General features: G+C 61.2%; 20 protein-coding genes. 8 read left to right on the top strand and 12 right to left on the bottom strand.

Translation table 11 applies throughout. The features are described from left to right. Window positions 1-3: 3 nt before the first annotated feature. The 5 genes from JNB85_RS27830 to JNB85_RS27810 form a co-directional block, all read right to left on the bottom strand. Entirely contained in the window at window positions 4-501 is a 498-nt protein-coding gene (locus JNB85_RS27830) for an SRPBCC family protein (RefSeq protein ID WP_220337634.1), read from the bottom strand. Continuing rightward, a complete protein-coding gene (locus tag JNB85_RS27825) occupies window positions 498-827 on the bottom strand; it encodes an ArsR/SmtB family transcription factor (protein WP_220337633.1) in 330 nt (109 codons plus the stop codon). Before JNB85_RS27825 ends, JNB85_RS27830 begins: the two co-directional genes overlap by 4 nt. A 90-nt stretch (window positions 828-917) precedes the next feature. Then, window positions 918-1,298, bottom strand: coding sequence for a potassium channel family protein (locus tag JNB85_RS27820; RefSeq protein WP_420852300.1), 381 nt, complete (start codon window positions 1,296-1,298; stop codon window positions 918-920). Window positions 1,299-1,393: 95 nt separating this feature from the next. Continuing rightward, the gene (cax, locus tag JNB85_RS27815) at window positions 1,394-2,539 is read right to left on the bottom strand and encodes a calcium/proton exchanger (RefSeq protein ID WP_220337632.1); all 1,146 of its coding nucleotides are present in this window, start codon (window positions 2,537-2,539) and stop codon (window positions 1,394-1,396) included. Between the two features lie 176 nt (window positions 2,540-2,715). Beyond that, window positions 2,716-3,105, bottom strand: a complete 390-nt coding sequence (locus tag JNB85_RS27810; protein ID WP_220337631.1) for a GFA family protein — start codon at window positions 3,103-3,105, stop codon at window positions 2,716-2,718. Between the two features lie 259 nt (window positions 3,106-3,364). On the opposite strand from JNB85_RS27810, the gene JNB85_RS27805 reads away from it, so the two are divergent. Next, the gene (locus tag JNB85_RS27805; protein WP_220337630.1) at window positions 3,365-4,918 is read left to right on the top strand and encodes a methionine--tRNA ligase; all 1,554 of its coding nucleotides are present in this window, start codon (window positions 3,365-3,367) and stop codon (window positions 4,916-4,918) included. Between the two features lie 252 nt (window positions 4,919-5,170). Here the strand turns inward: JNB85_RS27805 and JNB85_RS27800 are convergent, their stop codons facing one another. Beyond that, window positions 5,171-5,782, bottom strand: coding sequence for a pyridoxamine 5'-phosphate oxidase family protein (locus JNB85_RS27800; protein ID WP_220337629.1), 612 nt, complete (start codon window positions 5,780-5,782; stop codon window positions 5,171-5,173). 152 nt (window positions 5,783-5,934) lie between these two features. Continuing rightward, the gene (locus tag JNB85_RS27795; protein ID WP_220337628.1) at window positions 5,935-6,885 is read right to left on the bottom strand and encodes an alpha/beta hydrolase; all 951 of its coding nucleotides are present in this window, start codon (window positions 6,883-6,885) and stop codon (window positions 5,935-5,937) included. A 45-nt stretch (window positions 6,886-6,930) separates the two neighbouring features. Between JNB85_RS27795 and JNB85_RS27790 the strand changes: the two genes are divergently transcribed. From JNB85_RS27790 to JNB85_RS27780, 3 genes are all read left to right on the top strand, one after another. Next, window positions 6,931-7,398 (top strand): MarR family winged helix-turn-helix transcriptional regulator, encoded by a 468-nt coding sequence (locus JNB85_RS27790; protein WP_183830603.1) that lies wholly within the window; start codon window positions 6,931-6,933, stop codon window positions 7,396-7,398. Window positions 7,399-7,649: 251 nt separating this feature from the next. Beyond that, complete coding sequence (locus JNB85_RS27785) at window positions 7,650-8,882, top strand: HlyD family secretion protein (RefSeq protein WP_220337627.1); 1,233 nt, start codon at window positions 7,650-7,652, stop codon at window positions 8,880-8,882. Next, window positions 8,864-10,858 (top strand): glycosyltransferase, encoded by a 1,995-nt coding sequence (locus tag JNB85_RS27780; protein WP_220337626.1) that lies wholly within the window; start codon window positions 8,864-8,866, stop codon window positions 10,856-10,858. Before JNB85_RS27785 ends, JNB85_RS27780 begins: the two co-directional genes overlap by 19 nt. A 30-nt stretch (window positions 10,859-10,888) precedes the next feature. Here the strand turns inward: JNB85_RS27780 and JNB85_RS27775 are convergent, their stop codons facing one another. Together JNB85_RS27775 and JNB85_RS27770 are read right to left on the bottom strand one after the other, a co-directional pair. Further along, entirely contained in the window at window positions 10,889-12,076 is a 1,188-nt protein-coding gene (locus tag JNB85_RS27775) for a low temperature requirement protein A (protein WP_220337625.1), read from the bottom strand. Between the two features lie 31 nt (window positions 12,077-12,107). Beyond that, complete coding sequence (locus tag JNB85_RS27770) at window positions 12,108-12,482, bottom strand: gamma-butyrobetaine hydroxylase family protein (RefSeq protein ID WP_183830596.1); 375 nt, start codon at window positions 12,480-12,482, stop codon at window positions 12,108-12,110. Window positions 12,483-12,618: 136 nt separating this feature from the next. Between JNB85_RS27770 and moaA the strand changes: the two genes are divergently transcribed. Next, on the top strand, window positions 12,619-13,665 hold the full coding sequence (gene moaA, locus JNB85_RS27765) for a GTP 3',8-cyclase MoaA (protein WP_220337624.1): 1,047 nt from the start codon (window positions 12,619-12,621) through the stop codon (window positions 13,663-13,665). Between the two features lie 408 nt (window positions 13,666-14,073). Here the strand turns inward: moaA and JNB85_RS27760 are convergent, their stop codons facing one another. Further along, window positions 14,074-14,280, bottom strand: a complete 207-nt coding sequence (locus JNB85_RS27760; RefSeq protein WP_183734815.1) for a CsbD family protein — start codon at window positions 14,278-14,280, stop codon at window positions 14,074-14,076. Between the two features lie 163 nt (window positions 14,281-14,443). Further along, window positions 14,444-16,999, bottom strand: a complete 2,556-nt coding sequence (locus JNB85_RS30985; protein WP_220337687.1) for a methyl-accepting chemotaxis protein — start codon at window positions 16,997-16,999, stop codon at window positions 14,444-14,446. Window positions 17,000-17,312: 313 nt separating this feature from the next. Here JNB85_RS30985 and JNB85_RS27750 point away from each other — a divergent pair, with 313 nt between their 5' ends. The 3 genes from JNB85_RS27750 to mobB are packed head-to-tail and all read left to right on the top strand — an operon-like array spanning window position 17,313 to window position 19,439. Then, the gene (locus tag JNB85_RS27750; protein WP_220337623.1) at window positions 17,313-18,221 is read left to right on the top strand and encodes a DMT family transporter; all 909 of its coding nucleotides are present in this window, start codon (window positions 17,313-17,315) and stop codon (window positions 18,219-18,221) included. A 33-nt stretch (window positions 18,222-18,254) separates the two neighbouring features. Further along, window positions 18,255-18,884 (top strand): molybdenum cofactor guanylyltransferase MobA, encoded by a 630-nt coding sequence (gene mobA / locus JNB85_RS27745; RefSeq protein ID WP_220337622.1) that lies wholly within the window; start codon window positions 18,255-18,257, stop codon window positions 18,882-18,884. 27 nt (window positions 18,885-18,911) lie between these two features. Further along, window positions 18,912-19,439, top strand: coding sequence for a molybdopterin-guanine dinucleotide biosynthesis protein B (gene mobB, locus JNB85_RS27740; RefSeq protein ID WP_220337621.1), 528 nt, complete (start codon window positions 18,912-18,914; stop codon window positions 19,437-19,439). Window positions 19,440-19,558: 119 nt separating this feature from the next. On the opposite strand, the gene JNB85_RS27735 is transcribed toward mobB, so the two are convergent. After that, on the bottom strand, window positions 19,559-21,796 hold the full coding sequence (locus JNB85_RS27735) for an OmpA family protein (protein ID WP_220337620.1): 2,238 nt from the start codon (window positions 21,794-21,796) through the stop codon (window positions 19,559-19,561). Between the last annotated feature and the right edge of the window lie 72 nt (window positions 21,797-21,868).

The following is a 21,868-nucleotide window of genomic DNA, read 5'->3' as shown; positions in this document are numbered from 1 at the left end:
CGTTCAATGCCGTGTCTGTGAAGACGCCTCTTCGGCGACGACGGCGTCGAGCCGCTCGACAACCTTCTTCCAGCCCTCGCCCATGTTGCGATAGGCTATGTCATTCTTCGGAAGCACGAAGCCGGAATGGACGAGGCGCAGACGTGTGCCTTCCTCGGTCCTGGCAAGGGTGAAGGTGACCACCGTCTCCAGTTTCGAGCCATAACCGTCATCATTGCTCTCATGGCCGCCCTTCCACGCATAGGACAGCCGCTCATTCGGCACGACCTCAAGCACCTCGCAACGGATGGTGCCATCCCATTCGCCGGCCGGTTTGGTCTGAAAGGTAAAGCGGTTGCCGGGCACGGGCGCAAATCCATCAGGCGGCATCAACCAGCGGCCGATCAGCTCGCCGCTGGTCAGCGCCTTCCAGATGATGTCAGGTGCATGCGGGAAGACTTCATCGACCACGATGGCCTGCGTGTCGGAGGCGTGTCTTTCGGGATTCATGGCTTGGTTCATGGGTCGATTTCCTTCAAGAGCTTTCTGAGATCGGTGAAGCGTTCGCGCCAGAAGGTGCCGTAATGGCCCATCCAGTCGGCCAGCGGCTCCAGACCGCTCGGCTCGGCGCGGTAATAGACATTGCGCCCTTCGGGGCGTTCGCTGACGAGGCCGGCCTGTTTCAGGGACTTGAGATGCTGGGAAATGGCACCCTGCGTGACATTGCTGCCGCGGGTCAGCTCGACCACGGTGATTTCTTTGGAATTGACGATGCGCTCGAACACGGCCCGCCGCGTGGGATCGGCAAGGGCACGCATGACAGCGGTGATAGCTTCGGCTTCAATCATGGAAATCAAATAGCCAACACTAATCAATTAGTCAACACTATTTAATTTAATCGCGCATCGAAAACGGGTGATGCAGCCCCCAACGCCCCCCTACGGCCTGGTATCGGTGAGATCATCCTGCTCGGCTCGAACGCGGCCCGCCGCATCGAGCGCCTGTACGCTGACGGCGGCAACGAGGCCGGTCAGCACGATACCGCAAAGGCCGATCGGCACGATCAGGATGCGTGCTATCGTACCCTTGGGCGCAAGGTCGCCGTAGCCGATGGTCAGGCCGGTGACGAAAGTGAAATACACGCTTTCACCGATCCCCCAGCCCTCGATCCAGCCGATGACGGCGCCTGCTCCGAGCATGACGATCAGCACGCCGGAAAAAATCGGCCAGAGGATGCGGATCTGGTTGAAAAGCGCCGCGAAAAACCGCCGCCTCATCCGTGTACTCGATTGAAATGCCGTGACGATTTTTGTCGTCATGTCCCTCCTTTTCCCTTCCTGTAATCCATCAGGTCAATCCATCAGGCCAATCCATCAGGCATGCATGCGTGGTTGCCATTCGGCGGGGCGAATGATCAGGATGGCCTTGCCGGCGGCAGGACGAACAGGGTGAAAGCGAAGATCCCGTAAAGCGCCAGAACCATGATCCCCGCATACCAGGTGCCGCGTCCGCCATTGGACAAGAAAGCAGCGGCCAGCGTGGCAACAATCATCATCGTCACCGCGCCACGCCAGAACTGCAGCGTCATCGGTTCAGGGCCGATGAAATAACTGACGAGCACCAACAGGGGTGCGACGAAGAGCGCGATCTGCGCCGAACTGCCGAGCGCGATGCCGACACTGAGATCCAGCCGATCGGCACGCGCCGCCGAAAAGGCCGTCGTCATTTCCGCTGCCGCACCCACCAGCGCCACGACGATGAAACCGACGAAGGCCGGCGTCATGCCGAGATGTTCGGCAGCAACCTGCACCGATCCAACGAAGATTTCGCTGACCAGCGCCACCAGCAGCGTTACGACGACGAGCAGGACGAGAGCCAGCGTCATCGGCCACGGTTTCTCCTCTTCGCCGCTATGGCTGACGCTGGCGAAAAGCTCCTTATGCGTGCGCAGTGAAAAGAACATGCCGAGCGCGTATACGACGATGAGCAGGATCGAAAGCCCGAGGCTCAGCGTCTGCGACACCTCGGGTGCCGGCGGCTGATCCACTTCGCTGATCAGCGACGGGACGAGAACGGCAATCGTTGCCAGGAACAGCATGCAGGCCTGAAAGCGCGCATTGACCCTGTTGAATTCCTGAATGTGGTGCTTGAGCCCGCCGAGCAGGAAGGAACCGCCCAGCATGAACAGCGTATTGGTGACGATCGCGCCCGCGATCGACGCCTTGACCAGCAGATATTGCCCCGCCTGCAGCGCCGCCAGCGAAATGACGAGTTCAGTGAGGTTTCCGAGCGTGGCATTGAGCAGCCCGCCGACCGCGTCGCCGGTTTTTGCCGCAACCGCCTCGGTGGCCCGGCTCAGAAGAGCGGCAAGCGGTATGATCGCTACGACGGACAGCAGGAACAACAGCGTGTGCGCGTCGGGCGTGAGCCGCTCCAGCACAATGACGACAGGCACGAAGATGATCAGCGCGAGAATCGGCGATTGACGGACTTCGTCCACAATGGCCTTTCCGACTGATGATGAAGGCGGAATCGAAGACCCTTCTGCAAGCTTGCCCATGCCTCATCCCCCACAAGACGAGCAACCAACATGAATCTACCACCGTCTCCGGTTGTTGTCGCGGTATTCCCCTGACAGGCGGAAGATGCAATCCAACTCGCCCCGCGGCGGATGGCCGGCCGCCGCGTTGGAGGATCAACCTGCGACACGGCCTGGAAGCCCGACATCAACCGGTCTTACGGCGCGTGTTCGTTTTCGTCGTAAAGGCGGACCTTCGGGATCGGCGGCATCCAGGGTTCACGTCTGACAGTCCAGACCTCGACCATCGGCCGGATCTCGTTGGGCGCCTCGTCCAGCGTTCCAAGGAAGACTTCCACGCCATCGTCGAACATGAAGAACAGCCGCGATCCGCAGATCGGACAGAACGATCGTTTGTCATAGGTACTGATCTCGCCGTCCATCTTGAACTTCGAGCGGCGCCAGTTCGCAGTCGCCGAAAAGATCGAGCCGGTCAGTTTCCGGCACTTGGTGCAATGGCAGAGCCCGGATTGATAGGGCTCTCCCTCGACTTCATACCGGACCGCGCCACATGCACAGCCGCCTGTTCTCATGCTTTCCGTCACCATCGCTTCCTCCGCGCAAAAGTATCAGGCCCCCGAGAATAGACGATATCGCATTGAAATCAGCCCGCTTGTCGGATGCGGCTTCCGGTGGTACCAATTCCGCATGGACAGAACCGAGACCCACGCGTCAGTGATGATGATGATGCCGCGCTCATAGCGTGGCGGGTTTCGTGCGTCCATAATGCACCAGCGACCGCCCCCGAGGCGGTCTTTTCATTTGGCGATCCGTCTCGCGGGCAAACAGCCTCGAAAGGATCAACCGATGAACAAGCCGGACACCTATATCACCACCTCGATCCCCTATGTGAACGCCGCCCCGCATGTGGGCTTTGCGCTCGAACTCGTGCAGGCCGACGCCTATGCGCGCCATTTCCGGCTGCTCGGCCGCAATGTCCGCTTCCAGTGCGGAACAGATGACAACAGCCTGAAGAATGTTCGCTCGGCGGAGGCAGCCGCCCTGCCCGTGGCGGACTTCGTCGACGCCAATGCCGACAGGTTCGAGCGCCTCGGCACGCGGCTCGACATTTCCAACGACGAATTCGTGCGCACCTCCCGCGACCCGCGCCATCTCGCTTGCGTACACGCCTTGTGGTACGCCTGCGCCGACAATGGAGACCTCTACCGCAAGGCCTACGAAGGCCTCTATTGCGTCGGCTGCGAGCAATTCTACGAGGCCGCAGAACTTGTTGACGGCCGATGCCCGGAACATGGCGTCTCCCTCGAACTTGTCAAAGAGGAGAACTGGTTCTTCCGTCTGTCCCGCCATGGTGACAGGATCCTGCAGCTCATCGAGAGCGGCGAGTTCACGATCGTTCCGGCGCACCGGCGCAACGAGGTGCTGGCCCTTCTGCGACGCGGCCTTGAGGATATCAGCGTCTCACGCAGCGCCGAGCGGGCGCGCGGCTGGGGCGTTCCCGTCCCTGATGGAGACGAGGTGATCTATGTCTGGTTCGACGCGCTCGCGAACTATCTGACCGGGCTCGGCTACGGCTCCGACCAGGCGCTCTTCAAGCGCTACTGGATCGACGGCGGCCAACGCATCCACGTCGTCGGCAAGGGCATCTCGAAATTCCACGCCATCTACTGGCCGGCGATCCTGCTCTCCGCGGGTCTGCCGCCGCCGTCATCGATATCGGTGCATGGTTATGTAACGGTCGATGGCAGGAAGATTGGCAAATCCGCAGGCAACGGCATCGATCCGGACAGCATCATCGATGCTTACGGTACGCCGGATGCACTGCGCTACTATCTGCTCCGGCATATACGTTCGGGCGACGATGGCGACTTCTCCGGCGAGCGTCTCGAAGCCGCATGGTCGGGTCAACTCGGCGGGCAACTCGGCAATCTCGCCAACCGGGTACTGGCACTTCTCGCGAGTTCATTTGGCGGGTTCGTTCCGCCGCTGCAGGACAGCGATTTCGTGCAGGAGGCGGCTCGTCTTCCTGGGAAGGTCGCCGCAGCCTTCGATGCCTATGAGCTGCATGTCGGCCTGGCCGATATCTTCGCCTTTATCGGCGAGGCAAACAGGCGCTTTGCCAGACGTGCGCCATGGGCGGATGCGAAGGCGCTGCTTGGTGACCTCACGCCAGAGGAACGACAGGCTACGGTTGATCGCCTCGGCGCTTGTCTTGCTGAGCAGGTTTATGGCCTGGCGGTCGTCGCACGCTGCCTCCTGCCCTTCCTACCGCGCTCGGCTTCGGTGCTGCATGAAAGGCTGGGGATCGAGGTGCCCGAAGTCTATGGGGCATCGCTTGTTGTCGATGGGGTCAGAACGGCCTCGGACGCTGTGCTGTTTCCGAGGAGAGTGGTGGCTTGACATCGTCTCCTGCATCTCTTCGACACATCGGGCCTGTCCGACGACATGGAGATGAGCGGCTGTCCGGCAAATCAAGACCCCTCCCCAACCCCTCCCCACAAGGGGGAGGGACTAATCCGGAGCGCCGCCTTGCCCCTTCCGAAACGTCTGTTATGCGGAAATCAGTGCCGCAGATTAAGTCCCTCCCCCTTGTGGGGAGGGGTTGGGGCGGGGCCTTTTCAATCTATGTCACCATCCGGTGACACCCCCACCTCACCACATCGTCTTGGCAGCGCGCGCCGGCCATTCCCGGTCATAAGTCTCGTGGTCGAAATCACCCACCGCATCCTTCAGCATCTGGCCGGGCGTCGGCAGGTTCGCCGGATCGACAAAGTGGTCAGCATTCCAGAGTTCGGCGCGCATGACCGCGCGGGCGCACTGGAAATAGACCTCGACGATGCTGATGACGGTGACTGTGCGCGGATGTTTGCCGTCCATCTCGAAACTCTCGAGCAGCGCTTCGTCATTGGAGACGATGCCGCGGCCGTTGATGCGCATGACCGTGTTGGAACCTGGAATGAGAAACATCAGCGACAGGCGCGGATCGCGCACGATGTTGGAAAGCGAATCGACGCGGTTGTTGCCGCGCCAGTCGGGAAGATGCAGCGTCGTATCGTCGATGATGCGCACCACGCCACCGAGATCGCCGCGCGGCGAGCAGTCGAGCCCCTCTGGGCCGACGGTCGCAAGCGCCATGAAGGGCGACCTCTCGATCATTCCGCGATAGAGCGGTGTCAGGGCCTTCGTCACCTTGTCGACGGAGGCCTGCGACAGGCCCGCGCCATAGATTGCGTTGAGCTCTTCGATATTGCTGATGATCTTCATCCGTATCCCGCCCGAGAGCGCCGCCCATCCGTTCGGACACAAAAAGGACACTCTAACCTCGTTGATTCTGCGCGTCCGGCTTTCCGAAAATCGATTTGGATTTTCGCGCCGATGCCATAGTGCCGGCCGTCTGACCTGCGGCCGGGCGGACGCTACACCGATGCGCGGCGCGCCGGAAGCTCAAAAATCGGAATGATCTCAGCATCTTTTTTGATGTCTTCCTCTGCCAGGAAAGCCGCGATCTCGCTCAGCACCGGCTCTGCTGACATGATGCGCCGGTGGCCGAACCCATTTGCCCAGGACAGGCGCACATGCCCGCCGGAGGCCGCATAACGCCGAGCGTGGTCGGCACTGACTTCCTTGTCGTCCTCGGCATGGATGACCAGCACCGGCTTGCCGATGCCTGCGGCAGTCTTTCCCGCATCGAACGCCTCCAGTCTCCGGCCGGTGACGCGTTCCACAATATCCTCGAGCGCAGCCTGTGCGGCCGGCTTCAGCCGTAGCATTCGGCCGAAATCGGTAAACAGCCATTGCATTTCGCTCGGTGAGCCGATCAGCACCATACGCTCGGCCGAGACGGGCTTCACATCCGACAGCATGGCGGAGGCGGAAACCATCAGCGCCGCGCCGCCGAAGGAATGGCCGATGACGGCATCGAAGCGGCCGAAGCGGGCTTCGGCCGCCGCAATCGCTTTGACCGCCAGCCCCATATGCAGGAAACGGCCGCCGGCCCGGCCGTGGCCGGGGAAATCGAGCGCGATCACTTCCGCACCCGTGTCTGCCAGCATCGTCACGAGGTCGGCCATATAGGCCATGCCGGATCCCCAGCCATGCGTGACGAGGTAGCGCTTGCGCCGGCCGAGCGCCCCGCCGTTCAGCCTGTAAACATGAGCGCGCTTACCCTCGACCGGCAGCAGGAAGCGTTCTGCGCCCGCGAGCCTCGCAATACCCGCCGCGTGCGCCGCTCTCGCCTTCTCACCTTTGGGTCTGGCAGGTGGCGTTCGGCAAAACAGCCGGAAGGCCGCTTCGCCGGCAAGACGCGGCGAAACGGATTGCACAAGCGAAAATCCGAGGCGGGTGACCTTCAGCGTAAAGTTTGCCATGATGGGATTCCGATAATGTTCAACACTGAACAATAAAGTACAACGATGAACAAAAATCAATCCCTGCCCTGGGATCATCCGCGTTTTCGCAGCTGGATCGCGGTGGCTCGCGCCTGCCAGCTCATGCAGCAATCCCTGGCGCGCTCGCTTTCCGATCTCGATATCAAGCCGCCGCATCTCGACATTCTCGTCAATCTCTATCGCTTCGAAGGCATTTCGCAGCAGGAGCTGGCACGCAAGCTGCTGGTCGGCCGCTCCAATATGAGCATGCTTCTGCCGCAGATGGAAAAGCGCGGCCTGATCGTGCGGCGGGATGACGAGCGCGACAAGCGCGTGCTGCGCCTGCATCTCACGCAAGAGGGCCGCAAGCTCACCGAGGAAGCCATGGCCATCCAGACAAGCCTCATCGAACGCACGCTGTCGGCAGAGCCGATCGAGCAATGCATGGCAACCGCCGATTCGATGGAGCGCATTATCGGCGTGTTGCTGCGGGATCTGCGCGACGAGGACTGAGGTTTATGCGCTCCCGATCATCTGCCGCCGGTCGGAGATGAATCGAGCATAGCCCCTGCACCGCTACGACATTGTGTCGGGGCGCTGACGGATATGCTGCGGCGCTTCCTCCAGAGCCTATATGGCCCAGCGTTTACGACCATCACTTGTCTATTGATTTCCGTTGCGGTAAATTATGCAAGATTTAGTTGTATCCATTGTGCCGGATCGTTAGGCCAATGGCTGCTGAAGCGGTACCTTCGGATGACAACATGATCTGGAACCATCGCATCACACGCATCACTGTCGGTTTGCTGCTGCTGGCACTCATCACTGTCGTCGCATTGCCGGCGATCACCGGCTTTACGAGCCTTGACGGTACGGTCAATGCGCGTTTCGCTCTCGTCAATGCGCCAATCGACGGCACGATTGCAGAAGAGCCCCTCAAGGTGGGCAGCCCGGTCAAAGGGGGACAGGCTCTCGCAGAGATCAAAAATACGCGCGTCAATCGTGCGATCCTCGCTTCGCTCGAAGCAGATCGCAACACGGCGCTCAACCGCGTCGCAGCGCTGAAAAAGGAACGGGCGGAACTCTCTCAGCTTCGCGAGGAGCTGTCCGCCAGATTGGAGGTCTACAGGCAGACCACCATTGCCAATCTTGAACGCGAAGTCGAAATCCTGCGGAAGAAAGTCGAGGTGTCGCAAGCTCAGGACCTGGTCGCGCAAGTCGATCTCAACCGCCGGATGGAGCTCAAGTCGAGAGGCATTCTTACGCAGAAGCTGGTTGAGGTCGCGCGCGCCGCCGGTGCTGCGACCGGCGGCGAGGTCGAAATCAGCAACTTAACCGTCGATCAATTGCAACAACGGCTCGATGCGGTCCGCCAAGGTATCTTTGCATTCGGCGACGGACAGAATGATGTGCCCTATTCACGGCAGCGCGAAGACGAGGTCATTATTCACATCAACGACCTGAACTCGCGCATAGCCGAAAATGAGACACGCGCTGCCGAAGCTCAAAAGCAGTTGGTCGAAGAGAAAAACCGCGTCAGCAACCTTGAATTCGCGACCGCAATAGCACCGTTCGACGGTGTTGTCTGGAGCAGGAGTATCGTCAACGGTTCGAACGTGGTGCTTAACAACGAGCTGATGCGCCTCCTCGACTGCCGAGAACTGTTTGTCGATATCCTTGTTCCGGAGGTCGACTATGACGACATCTATCCGGAACTTGCTGCGCAAGTCCGCTTGTTCGGCCGCAGTGATGTCTTCAAGGGTACGGTCATTTCTGTAAGAGGCAGCTCGGCGGCTGTCGAAACCGATTCCTTTGCAGCCAGTCTGCCGCCATCGACACAGCGTAACGCTCGCATCCGGGTCCGCCTCGATCCATCCTTCATGAACGGGGATTTTGCGAACTTTTGCCAGGTGGGGCGCACCGTGCAGGTGCGGTTTTCCAAACACGGCATCAACCTGTCAAATTGGGTTAAAAACCTGTGGTTCAGTATCTTGTAGCACTGGTTCCGACCCTTCTCGTTCTGGCCTTCTTTTTCCTGGGGCCGTTCAATTGGTCGCGCCATCGCACCTGGACGCGGACGTTGACCTGCGTGTTTGTGGCAGCAGTTCTACTGCGATACATGTTCTGGCGCTTGACCGAGACTGTTCTTCCCTATCCCAACGACGGTCTGAACTTCTATTGGGTCTGGATCCTTTTTGTGGTCGAGATTCTGGCCTGCGTCGAAGTGGTCCTTTTTTTGATATTGATGAGCCGCTACGTCGATCGGAGCGCAGAAGCCGACAGGCTGGCTCACGTTTTCTTTTCGCGCGATAAGCGTGAACTGCCAACTGTAGATGTTTTCATTCCTACCTATAACGAGCCGCTCGACGTGCTCGAGCGAACCATCATCGGCGCGCGCGCGCTGGATTATCCTGCCGACAAATTAAACGTGTATGTGCTTGACGACCAGCGCCGGGATTGGCTCAAGGCCTATTGCGAGGAGAAGAACGCCATCCACGTCACGCGCGCCGACAATAAACACGCCAAAGCAGGCAATATGAACAATGGACTTAAGGTCAGTTCAGGCGAGTTCATCGCAGTCTTCGACGCGGATTTTGTCCCCTATCGACATTTCCTTCGCCGGACGTTGCCCTTCTTTTGCGACGAAAGCATCGGCATCGTCCAGACACCGCAACATTTCTTCAATGTCGATCCGGTGCAATCGAACCTGGGCCTGGAGAATATCTGGCCGGACGAGCAGCGCCTGTTCTTCGACGAGATTGCCCCCAGCCGGGATGCCTGGGACGTCAGTTTCTGCTGCGGGTCATGCTCGATTGCGCGCCGCACGGCCATCGACGCCATAGGAGGGTTTCCGACGGAATCGATCACGGAGGACCTGCTGACAACTCTTTCGATGCTCAACAAAGGCTACAAGACACGCTACCTGAACGAGCGGCTATCGATGGGACTGGCCGCCGAAAACCTGACAGGTTATTTCGTGCAGCGCGAGCGGTGGTGTCAGGGGGGTATTCAAACTCTTTACCTGTACAATGGTCCGCTGCGCGGACCGGGATTGACGCTCTTTCAACGGATCATGTTCCTGCCGATGTCATGGCTGGTACAGTATCTGGTCCGCTTCGCGATACTGCTCGTTCCGATCGTCTATCTCTGGTTCGGCCTGCTCCCCCTCTATTTCACGGAGATAGCCGATTACGTCTCTCATCAGGTGCCGCTGCTGGCGGCGTATTTTCTGCTTATGCTGTGGATCACGCCGACCCGTTATTTGCCTGTGGTTTCCAGTGCAGTCGGGACTTTCGCGGCATTCCGCATGTTGCCAACCGTCGTCTCCAGCCTGGTAAGGCCATTTGGCAAGCCGTTCAGGGTGACGCCGAAGGGCAGCGGCAACGAGTCGAACCTGTTCGACCGTTACAGTTTCGCCTGGATCGCGAGCCTGATCACGGTCACCGTCCTCGGTCTTGTGGTCAATATCGTGCCGGAAACGTCGCGTATACAAGGTCAGTTTTCGCCGGTCGCCGCCGTTTGGTCAGGTATCAATATCGTCGTCATGCTCATCGCGTCCCTGATCTGTTTTGAGAAACCCCGGCGCCTGTTTCACGCGTTCAAGCTCGATGAAGCCGCTAAGGTCGACGATGTCCCCGGTAAAGTCGTCAGTTTGGCGCTGGACAAGGCGGTCGTTGCGGTCCCCGTCACGGCCCGGTTTCAATCAAAATCGGTCATGCTGAAGCTCCCCGGCTTCGCCCCGTTCGAAGCAGAACTCGGACAGGTCACTCAGCGAGGCAGGAGCATAAGCCGCGGCGGCGATAAGCAAGCTTACTATCTGCACCTGTATTTCGAACTCAGTGGCGCTGCTCGCGACAACATGATTGTGAAACTCTACACCGGTCAATATTCGCGGGACATCCGCGACATCGACAAAGTCGCCGTCTCCATCAATCTTTTGCTGCGATCCTTCGGGCGAACGCGCACGTTGTAGTAGGCCGGCGCTCGTCCCGATCAGCCGACCTCAGTGCAAGGTCGCCGCCGCAGGCCCACGCGTCAGCGATTTGTATTCCCATGCGGCCACGACGATCAGCACCAGAGCCGCCAGAACGCCCATCGCATAGACCTGCAGGAAGGGCGCGAGGAAGGCTGAGAGCAGCAGGATGACGATGCCGGCGAGGTGGGAGAGCGGCAGGCGCCCGCTGGTGGCGCCCTTGAACCAGAGATTGCCGATCAGGAAGAGCCCCGATCCGCCGAGAACGGAGGCGGCAATGGCGAGATTGCCCGTCTCATGCGGATGCTCGAACATGAATTCCACCGCCACGGCATGGACTATGATGCCGGCAAGGATCGGAATATGCGCATAGGTGAAGGCCTGCCGCGCCAGGCTCCCCGGCGTATCGGCATGCTCGATCCGGTGGGCCGCCCGCCCATGGCCGAAGCGGAAATAGAGCCACCACATCGCGACCGTGCCGATGAAGCCAATCAGGAAGACCGCGCCGGTCATGGTCGAGAATTCCATCTCCGAGAAAGTGCGGCCGGAAACGAGGATCGCCTCGCCGAGGCAGATGATGACAAACAGCGCGCAGCGCTCCGCCATATGCGCGCCGGAGACGTCCCACTCTTCCGTCCTGGATTTGCCGAGGCCCGGCACTGCAAAGGCGAGCGCCGGCCCGCAATATTCGATGGCGAGCGCGATTACCCAGCAGATCAGCCGTGCCTCATGCTCCAGCAGCCCGCCTGATATCCAGAACACGCCGGCAACGGCAAGATAGGTGGTAATACGCACGAAGTTGATCGTCGCCGAGCGGCCAGCAGCCCGCATCGCATAGGTAGTGAAGGCCGAGCGGCCGACCTGCATCAGCACGTAGGCTGAGGCAAACAGCAGGCCCTTCTCACCGAAGGCCTCGGGAATGGAGGCCGAGAGAACGAGGCCGAGCAGCATCAGTACGATCAGCATCGTTCGCACCGGCATGCGTTCGGGGTCCAGCCAGTTCGTCACCCAGGCGGTGAAGATCCACACCCACCAGACGGCAAACATCATCAGCGCGGCTTCGGCAGCACCCAGCAGCGTGTAATGCGCAAAGAGCGCGTGCGACAGCTGCGAGATGGAAAAGACGAAAACGAGATCGAAGAAGAGCTCGAGGAATGTGACCCTGCTGCCGGTGTGCCCGTGAGCTCGCAGCCAGCCCTGTTTATGTGTCTCCGTCATATGCCCCCTCGTCTGCCCCTCGTTCTTGCAATCAGCGCGGCTTTTCCGCCACGTCGCGGCTCATTCCCTTGGCCGCGAGTTCTTCCTCATAGGCCGAGAAAAGCTCGAAGCCGCGCTCGCCGAGTTCGCGCAGATACGTCCATGTATAGATGCCGGTATCGTGCATATCGTCGAAACCGATGCGTACGGCATAATTCCCCGTCGGGATGACGGAGACGATGGCGACGTTGCGCTTGCCGGGAACCGTGACCTTCTGTCCCGGCCCGTGTCCCTGCACTTCGGCAGACGGCGACAGCACGCGCAAAAGCTCGGCCGAGAGATCGTAGCTCTGCCCGTCATTGAAACTTACCACCAGCCTCTGGCGGTCTTTCGAGACCCTGATTTCGGTCGGCCAGATATCGCTCATCATGATGTCCTCTTCTGATGCGAGGAGTAGGCGCTGATCTTTTTCAGCGCAAGCTCGAATTCGCGTGGTGCCGCGGCCTGTTTCCCTTGACGCCACAATAGCATATGCCCACATTGGGACGAGTACGGAGACAGTCGTGAACACAAGAGTCGGAACGATAGGCAATGCCGCCCCGCTGGTAGCGGATGCGGCCCCGATGATCGACCCCTTCGGACGTGCCGTCACCTATCTGCGAGTCTCCGTTACTGACCGCTGCGATTTCCGCTGCACCTATTGCATGGCGGAAAACATGACCTTCCTGCCGAAGAAGGATCTGCTCACGCTGGAAGAGCTCGACCGGCTCTGTTCCGCCTTCATAGCCAAGGGTGTGCGCAAGATCCGCCTGACCGGCGGCGAACCGCTGGTGCGCAAGAACATCATGTACCTGGTGCGTCAGCTCGGCCGCCAGATCGGTTCAGGTCTCGAAGAATTGACTGTTACCACCAACGGTTCGCAGCTCGCCCGCCATGCCGAGGAACTCTATGATTGCGGCGTGCGCCGCATCAACGTCTCGCTCGACACGCTCGATCCGGAAAAATTCCGCAGGGTCACCCGCTGGGGCGATTTTGCCAAGGTCATCGAAGGCATCGATGCCGCCCAGAGGGCCGGCTTGAAGATCAAGCTCAATGCCGTGGCGCTGAAGGATTTCAACGAGGCGGAAATGCCCGACATGCTGCGTTTCGCGCATGGCCGCGGCATGGATCTGACCGTCATCGAAACCATGCCGATGGGCGAGATCGAAGAGGACCGCACAGACCAGTACCTGCCGCTCTCCAAGCTGCGGGCGGATCTCGAACGGCAATTCACTTTCACCGATATCGATTACCAGACCGGCGGCCCTGCCCGTTATGTCCGGGTTGCCGAGACCGGCGGCCGCCTCGGCTTCATCACCCCGCTCACCCATAATTTCTGCGAGAGCTGCAACCGCGTGCGCCTCACCTGCACCGGCACGCTCTACATGTGCCTCGGCCAGAACGACGCCGCCGACCTGCGCGCCGCACTGCGCAGCACCGAATACGACGGCCTGCTTCACGCCGCGATCGACGAGGCCATCACACGCAAACCCAAGGGCCACGACTTCATCATAGATCGCACCCACAACAGGCCGGCCGTGGCACGCCATATGAGTGTGACAGGAGGATAATTGATAGCGGCGACGTCCATGGCTCAAAGAGGGGGCCCCGATGTCGCGCGTCACACCGGCGCGCCGTTTCTTCTCGATGCGAAGAATGTAGACATAACCCTTCTTTGTTGAAGAGTGGCGTAGACAGGCACTGTTTTTCGAGAGTCTTTTCGGCCTGCAGACGCGAGCCGGCTGGATTCCCGTGAAATCACAGGAATGAGGGAGGAGTGTTCGCCGCTTTCTCTATCCGCGCTCCAGGCACTGCCGCGAGGGGCGTGCAGTGTGCCCAGACCTGCCCCCCCCTGAGCGTTCTCCTGTGGCACCGACGCCGCTCCAATGTGTGCCTTCGAACTCGGCTTCTGCTTCTGAAGTGGCCCCGCCGAAGCGGGGCCAAGTCTTCCTGATGTGGAATCCTGAAAATCGGATGGCTCAGTGCCAGGTCTGGCTATCGTACCAGGTATCGACATCTCTGCGGATGCGATCCTTTTCATAACCATAGCGTTCCTGCAGCTTGCCTTCGAGCTGTTCGCGGCGGCCGTTGATCTGGTCGAGGTCGTCGTCAGTGAGCCTGCCCCACTGTTCCCTGACCTTGCCCTTCATCTGCTTCCAGTTGCCTTCAACACGGTTCCAATCCATCACGGTCATCTCCTTCGTTGGACATGATCGAAAAACGATCAGACTGCCTAATTGTTCAAAAGAAAAACCCGCGATCGCGGAGCTTTCCCGGTCAGAATGATTCAATCTGATCAGGAACGTCTCTCAAACCGCGGGCTCTCTCGATGTCATCCTTTAAGCCGGCTTACGCAGCCCTACCCGCCCGGCGTCCATCGGCACGGCCGGAACCATGTACCTCGCCCTCATCGCCGATGCGGAAGCGGTTCACCTTGTCGGAGAGCATGTCCACGCGCTGGCGAAGGCCGTGGATTTCGGCATTGTTCTCTTCCACCATCGCCGCATTCTGCTGAGTGATGAGCTCGACGTCATGCACGGCCTTGCTGACCTCGTGGATGCCGGTCGACTGTTCGCCGGTTGCCGCCGAAATCTCGGCGACGAGACGCTGCACGCCGCCGACATGGGCGATGATTTCGGCGAGCGCCCGGCCGGTTTCCTCGACCAGCTCCACGCCGCTCTGTACCTGGCCGGAGCTTGCCGAGATCAGCTCCTTGATCTCGCGGGCGGCCTTGGCGCAGCGCTGCGCCAGTTCGCGCACTTCCTGCGCCACGACTGCAAAACCGCGGCCCGCCTCGCCGGCACGTGCAGCTTCGACCCCGGCATTCAGCGCCAAAAGATTGGTCTGGAAGGCGATCTCGTCGATCACGCCGATAATGGTGGCGATCTTGTCGGACGAGCGGTTGATTTCGCCCATCGCATCGACGGCCTTGGCGACGACTTCGCCGGAGCGGGTCGCGAAAACCTGCGTCTCGTTGACGGACTGCGCCGTCTGCCTGGCGCGCTCGGCGGTGGAGCGCACGACGTCGCTTAAGTGCCGCAGCGCCCGCGAGCTTTCCTCAAGGGCAGCCGCCTGCTGTTCGGTGCGGCGCGCGAGATCGTCGGCCGAGGATGCGAGGTTGCCGGTGCCGCCTTTGATCTCGACGGTAGCGCCACGGACGTCGGCCAGCGTCTGGCGCAGCGCCTCGACGGCATGATTGTAGGTATCGGCCATATCGACGAAATCGCTGGCGAGATCGCGGCGCATGCCGATTTCAAGATTGCCCTGTGCCAACTGTTGCAGCACATCGGAGAGTGCGTTCAGCGCCTGCTTCTGCTCGGCCTCGATGCGGGCGCGCTCGGCGGCGCGGCGGCTTGCCTCATCGGCAGAGAACGCACGGGCACTTTCGGCCTCCCTCTCGAGACGGACGTTTTCAACGGCCGCATCGCGGAAGACGGCGACCGAGCGCACCATGTCGCCGATTTCGTCGCCGCGGTTTCGGCCTTCGATGGCCACTTCCAGATCGCCATTGGCAAGTCGCGTCATCACCTCGGAGACGCGCTTCAGCGGGCCGCGCAGGGTTTCGACCAGCATCAGACCGCCGATGATGGCGAGCAGCGTGCCGAGGATCATCGCAAAGACGGAAACATTGGCCGAACGCTCGCTGTCCTCCTTGCCGAGTTCCTGTGCCTGGCTGACGAACTGGCGGAGCGAAGCCATGGCGCCGAAAAGGATTTCCGAGGATCGCTGACGGGCAGCCTTCCAGTCGGCAGCCGCCTTCAGCATGTCGGCGGAGCCTGAGGTCAGCGAAGCCGCAGCCGGAGCAACCTTGTCGGCGAAAGCCTTCATGACGGCGTCATTGGCGCCGAGCGCGGAAATCTTCTTGGCGGTTTCGGTGAGCACCTTGAGATCGGCGATAACCACGTCGCGGGAAGCGGCATCGCGCGCGCTCAGCATCTGGCTCACATGTACCTGCAACCGGTCGGCGCCGTCGCGCACCTGATCGACGGAGGTCAAAAGCTCGCGCTGTTCGGCAATGCTCTTATCGAGGCCGACGAAACGGGCGGATGCCGTGTCGCTGTTCTTGGCCGACTGCAGCGTCATCTGGCCCTCGGTATTGACGAAACTGGTGAGCAGCGGCGCCATGTCGGAGGCTTTCTCATCCGGTGTCCCATTGCCTTTCAACAGCGCATCGAGCTTGCCGGCTGTTTCAGCGACCTGCTCGATCAGCGGCTGGCCATCCTTGGAGACCATGGTCTTGGCGATATCGAGTTGTTTCAGGATTTCGGCAATATGCTGCTGGGCGGCCTCGATCTGCTCTTCGGGCGTAAACCCCATCTGGATGTCGACGCGCATTGCGCCCATGATATCGGTCAGCGACTTGAAGGCAGCGGAATTGTAGAGAAGCGCCTTGGCGAAGACTTCCTTGTCGGTGAAATCCTTGCGCACCAGATCGGTCTTGCCGCCGGCTTCATCCGCAGCAGCCGAAATCGCCTGCACCGTCGCGTTGATGGCCGCGACACTTGCATCTTCGCTCTGGCGCAGACCCCACAGCGTCTCCTGCTGCTTGCGCATGGCGGCGGCAAGGCCGCTGACCTCGGCTAGCTGGCCGCGCTGATCGTCCGTCTTCAGCAGACCGTTGAGGCGCAGAACGCCCCTCTCCTGCGCATCGATCGCCTTGCCGAAACCGGCCTTGCTCGCATCCGACGGATCTGAGACGAACTCCTGAAGTGCGGCCTGCAGGTTCTCGAAATCGGAGATGTTTTCGATCGTCGCGCGCGTCACCGTCATGTGACCGTTCAGGATGTTGGCCGTGTGGTAGCCGAGGATGCCGACGCCGGCGATCAGCACGACGAGCGGGATGACGAACAGCAGGACCTTGGTGACGATACGACGGCTTTGCAGAAGTCGGTCGATGAAGTGCATGGGAAGCGGCGCCTTGAAACTGATGGAACCGTCCACTCCGCAATCATTCCGGATGGTTCGGCGGCATCCTCCATCATGGAGAGTGGCCGCATCTTTCGCCGAATCGGTTGATACAACCTTAATCGGCAACCGGAAGATTTGGGAATTATCCTTATATTTCTAATATTTGCCGCAGCTGCACAAGGATTTGCTTTACCTAACGGCAGGTTGTGGCGCATTGCAGCATCGAATTATCCTTGGATGTGACATTCCGTCGATACTCTTTCCGGCCTTTCCCTTCTAAAAGGGCTTGTAAGGTAAGGGAATCTCCAGCATGCCGCGATCACGCAATACCGAAGGCGCCATCTATATGAGCATGGCGATGGCGGGCTTTTCCGCAAGCGACGCACTCTCCAAATCCGTCATAGCCGACATGAATGCCGGCGAGATCATGTTTCTGCGCGGCCTCTTCACCAGCATCCTCGTCTATCTGATCGCCTGGAAATTCGGCGCGCTGCGGTCCTGGCGCGTCATGCTCAAGCCTGTCATCGCTCTGCGCATCGCCTGCGAGATCATCGCCGCCGTCACTTACATTACCGCCCTTGGCATGATGCCGATCGCCAATGCTTCGGCAATCCTGCAATCCCTGCCGCTGGTCGTCACCTTCGGCGCAGCACTCTTCTTCAAGGAGCCGGTTGGCTGGCGGCGCTGGATGGCGATCCTTGTCGGCCTTGCCGGCGTGATGATCATCATCCGCCCCGGTCCGGAAGGCTTTACCGCCGCCGCCCTGCTCTGTGTCGCCAGTGTCGCCTCCACCGCCGGGCGCGATCTCGCCACCCGCGGCATCAGCAAGGACATTCCCTCGCTGATGATCACGACGGTGACGGCAATTTCGGTTGCAATTTTCGGCGCGCTGATGATCCCCTTCCTCGGCGGCTGGCAGCCGGTAGGCACCACTTCGCTCACGCATCTGCTGCTTGCTTCGGTGCTGGTACTCGTCGGCTACCAGTCGGTCATCCTCGCCATGCGCACCGGCGAGATCTCCTTCGTGGCGCCCTTCCGCTATACGAGCCTGATCTTCTCCTCCCTGCTCGGCTTCTTCTTCTTTGCCGAAGTGCCTGATTTCTGGACGCTCGTCGGAGCAGCCATCGTTATCGCCTCCGGCCTCTATACGTTCTATCGTGAGGCCAAGCGTCACGTGCCGCCGGTCGCGCAGGAATCGGCGCCCCGTTCACCCGTGTAAGCGTTCGCCCGTGTGATAGTCCGAGGTATCGCCATGACCGACTTCGTGCTCGACCCATCGACCATTCCAGGCATCGTACTGGCGGGCGGGCGCTCGTCGCGTATGGGCCGCGACAAGACAGGCGTCACGCTCGGCGGCTGCAGCCTGCTCGATCATGTCCTGTCCCGCCTCTCGCCGCAGACGGCTGAGATCGCCGTCAATGCCGACGCGGCCGATGTGCACGACTTGCCTATCGTCCCCGACCGCATTCCTGGCAAGGCGGGGCCGATGGCCGGCATTCATGCAGCCATGATCTATGGCGCCGGCCTGCACGCCACCCATGTCGTCACCGTCTCCGTCGATTGCCCCTTCTTTCCCACCGATCTCGTTAGCCGGCTTGCGGGTGCTGTAAGCCGCCCCGAACAGATCGCCATCGCCGCCTCGCAGGGCCGCAGCCATCCGGTCTTCGGTCTCTGGCCGACGGCGCTCGCCGGCGACCTGGAAGAATGGGTCAGGATCGACGAGAAGCGCCGTGTTCGTGACTTCCTCTCGCGTCATGACGTTACGGAAGTGGCCTTCCCGCTGCATCCGACCCGCGCCAGCGTTCTCGATCCCTTCTTCAACATCAACACGCCTGATGATTTAATGGAGGCCGAACGCTGGCTGGAGGCCCTTCGTGCATGAACAACATCGGCGGATGAAAGAAGGCGGATGACACAGAAAATCTTCGGCATCGCCGGCTGGAAGAATTCCGGCAAGACTGGGCTCGCGGTTCGCCTCGTCGAGGAGTTTACCCGCCGCGGCTACCGCATTTCCACCGTCAAACACGCCCACCACGATTTCGACATCGACAAGGTCGGCGCTGACAGCTACCGCCACCGGCAGGCCGGAGCGCATGAGGTGACGATCGTGTCAGGCACGCGCTATGCGATCATGCATGAGCTGCGCGGAGAGCCGGAACCGAGCTTCGAGGAGATACTGGCGCGGCTCGCGCCCTGCGATCTCGTGCTGATCGAAGGCTACAAGCGTGAGCCGATCCCGAAGATCGAGGCGCGGCGATTGGAGGCAGCCAGGCGCGATCCACTGGCGCCGGAGGACCCGCATATTGTGGCGATTGCGGCAGACCACGTGGTGGAGGATGCTGGTGGGCTCGCCGTATTTGATTTGGATGACACCGTCGCAATTGCCGATTTTGTGGCGCGGACGGTTGGGCTTGCTCCGCCTTCTCAAAACGCTTGACAGCAGAGACAGTCGCTCTCCCCGATGGGGAGAAGGGGAAGACGCCGCCCCGTCGAATCCAAAAACAAAAAAGGCGAGGCCTCGCGACCTCGCCCTCCTCATAATACTCCGACGCCCTCTTACCTGTTGTGCGCCACCGGCCGCACCAGCGCGGTCACACGCCTAATGGTCACGCGTCGGTTCTCCTGGTTCGGCCCGTCCGTATTCACCTTCAGATAGCGCTCGCCATAACCCTGCGTCGCGAGGTTCTCCGGCAAAATGCCATAGACATCCGTCAGCACGTTGGCGACCGATTCGGCGCGCTGGTCCGAAAGGATCAGGTTGCTCTGGTCGGAGCCGACGGCATCGGTGTGGCCCTCGATCAGGAAGGTCTCGCTCTTGTCCTTGTCGAGCACTTCGTTGATCGCATCGGCCACCTTGCGCAGCGTACGGGCCTGGCTCATCGGAATTTCCGCGCTGCCGGTCGCAAAGGTCACAGTGTCCAGGTCGATACGGCGCACCTTGTCGCGGATACGGGCCGAATATTTCACCTCGTTCAACGAATAGACGCGTTCGACCGGCTCGACAGGCGGCTCGCTCAGGAACTCGTAATAGTCACGGTCCGGATCGGTGCTGGTGTCGATGATGTACTCATTCAGCGGCACGCGCAGGCGCATCGGCGGCAGGTCCGCGCCCGGATCCTCGAAGTAGTCGCGATCCGGATCCTCATAGAGTTCGGGCGAGTAATAGAGCACCGTCTCCCGCCCGCGCGCATCGACGCGGGAGCGCTGGATGATGTCGCCGTAGCGGTTGCGGATCGTCACGATGCGATAGCCTTCGGGCCTGATGATCGTTTCGCGGTAGCGGTCGTTCGAAAGTTCCTCATAGGTCGGCCGTTCGCCATCGCGCAGGAACCGGCGGTCGTCATCGCTGCGAACGATGGTGCGGCCGCCGAACTGGATGATGACGCGGCTGTCGTCCGTGCGTTCGCCGTAGCGCACGCCATCCGGCTCGGCGAACTGCGGACGGCTGTCGAGACGCCGGCCTTCTTCGCGCGTAACGGCTTCGATCTGCACCGGCGCACGCTGTTGGCTGGTGAACGACTGGGCCTCGGCATCCGACGTCGGCAGCTTGAAATCCTGGCTGTCGGCGCGCTGGCGGTCGCGGTCGCGACGACTCTGCCTGCCCTGGCTGCGATCGGCATCCTTGTCGCTGTCGAGGACGGCAGCACCGTTTTCGACAGGCAGGACGATCGTCTCGTTGCTCTTGGCCGGATCCTGGGCGATCTGCTTGCGGCGCTCCAGTTCCTGGGGCGTAACCTGTTCAGGTGCGGGGATCGCCTGTTCGGCCTGCTGCGGCGCACCGGCTGCCGGCTGTTCACCGGACTGCGGCACGATGGCGGCGGGCTGTTCGGGCTGCGGCTGACCGGCTGCGGGCTGCTCGGCGGCAGGCTTTTGCGCGGGCACAGGCTCTCCGGCCGCGGGCTTTTCAGCCGTTGCGGGCTTCTCCGTCGGAACGGGCTTCTCGGTTGCCGGCTGTTCGGCCGTTGCGGGCTTCTCTGCCCGTAGTGGCGCCTCGCCAGATGGCGCGGCCTGCTGCTCGGTGGCTGCGGGCCGTTTGCCGCCGGCCGGACGCTTGCCGCCCTGCTGCTCTGCCGGCTGTTCCGTGCTCTGCTCGGCGGGCTGTTCCGTCGTTTCAGGTTTCTGGCGCTGCGGGCGCTGGCGCGGCTTTTCAGCGGGTTGAGTAGCCTCGCCGGCAGCCGGGGCCTCACCTGTCGGCTGCTGAGCCTCAGGCACTGCCTGCTCGGCATTCTGCTTACGGTCGCGTTGGCGCTTCGGCTGCTCGGCCTGCGGTTCCGCTGCCTGGGGCTGTTCGGCCTTAGGCTGCTCGGCTTGCGGCGCAGCCTCGGGCTGCGCCTGACGCTGGCGGCGCGGACGCTGTGGCTCCTCAGTAGCAGGCGCCTGCTGGTCTGGTGCCGCCTGCTCGGGCTGGGCTTCACGCTGGCGGCGCGGCCGGGCGGGCTCTTCAGCGGCCGGTGCCTGGGCTTCCGGAGCGGCCTGAGGTTCGGGTTCGCGCTGGCGCTTCGGCTTCTGTTCGGGTTCCGGAGCGGCCTCGGCAGGTGCTTCGCGCCGCTGCGGCTTTTCGGCTGGTGCCTCCTGCTGCTGTTGGCCCTCTTCTGCCTGCTTCCTCTTCTTTTTCAGAAGTTCCTCTTCCGAAGGTGCGTCCTGCGCCACCTGGTAGCTGCCTTCGGCGACGGCGCCTGCAGCGCCATGCTGCGTTCCGCCGGCCGCGGCGTAAGCGCCTGCCGGCGGCACCGCGAAGGCAAGGGAAAGCAGCGGAAAAGCCGCACTGGCAAACAATCTGGATTTCATGCCCATCGGGGGTTTCCTCGTCCTTATTCTGACTTCGACCGGAGCTCACTGCCCCGCAAACACGGCTTTTTATGCATT

The organism is Rhizobium mesosinicum (assembly GCF_019511345.1).
GTDB classification, from domain to species: domain Bacteria; phylum Pseudomonadota; class Alphaproteobacteria; order Rhizobiales; family Rhizobiaceae; genus Rhizobium; species Rhizobium mesosinicum.
Note: the sequence above shows the minus strand (reverse complement) of the source record. Positions and strands in the feature narration are given on the sequence as shown.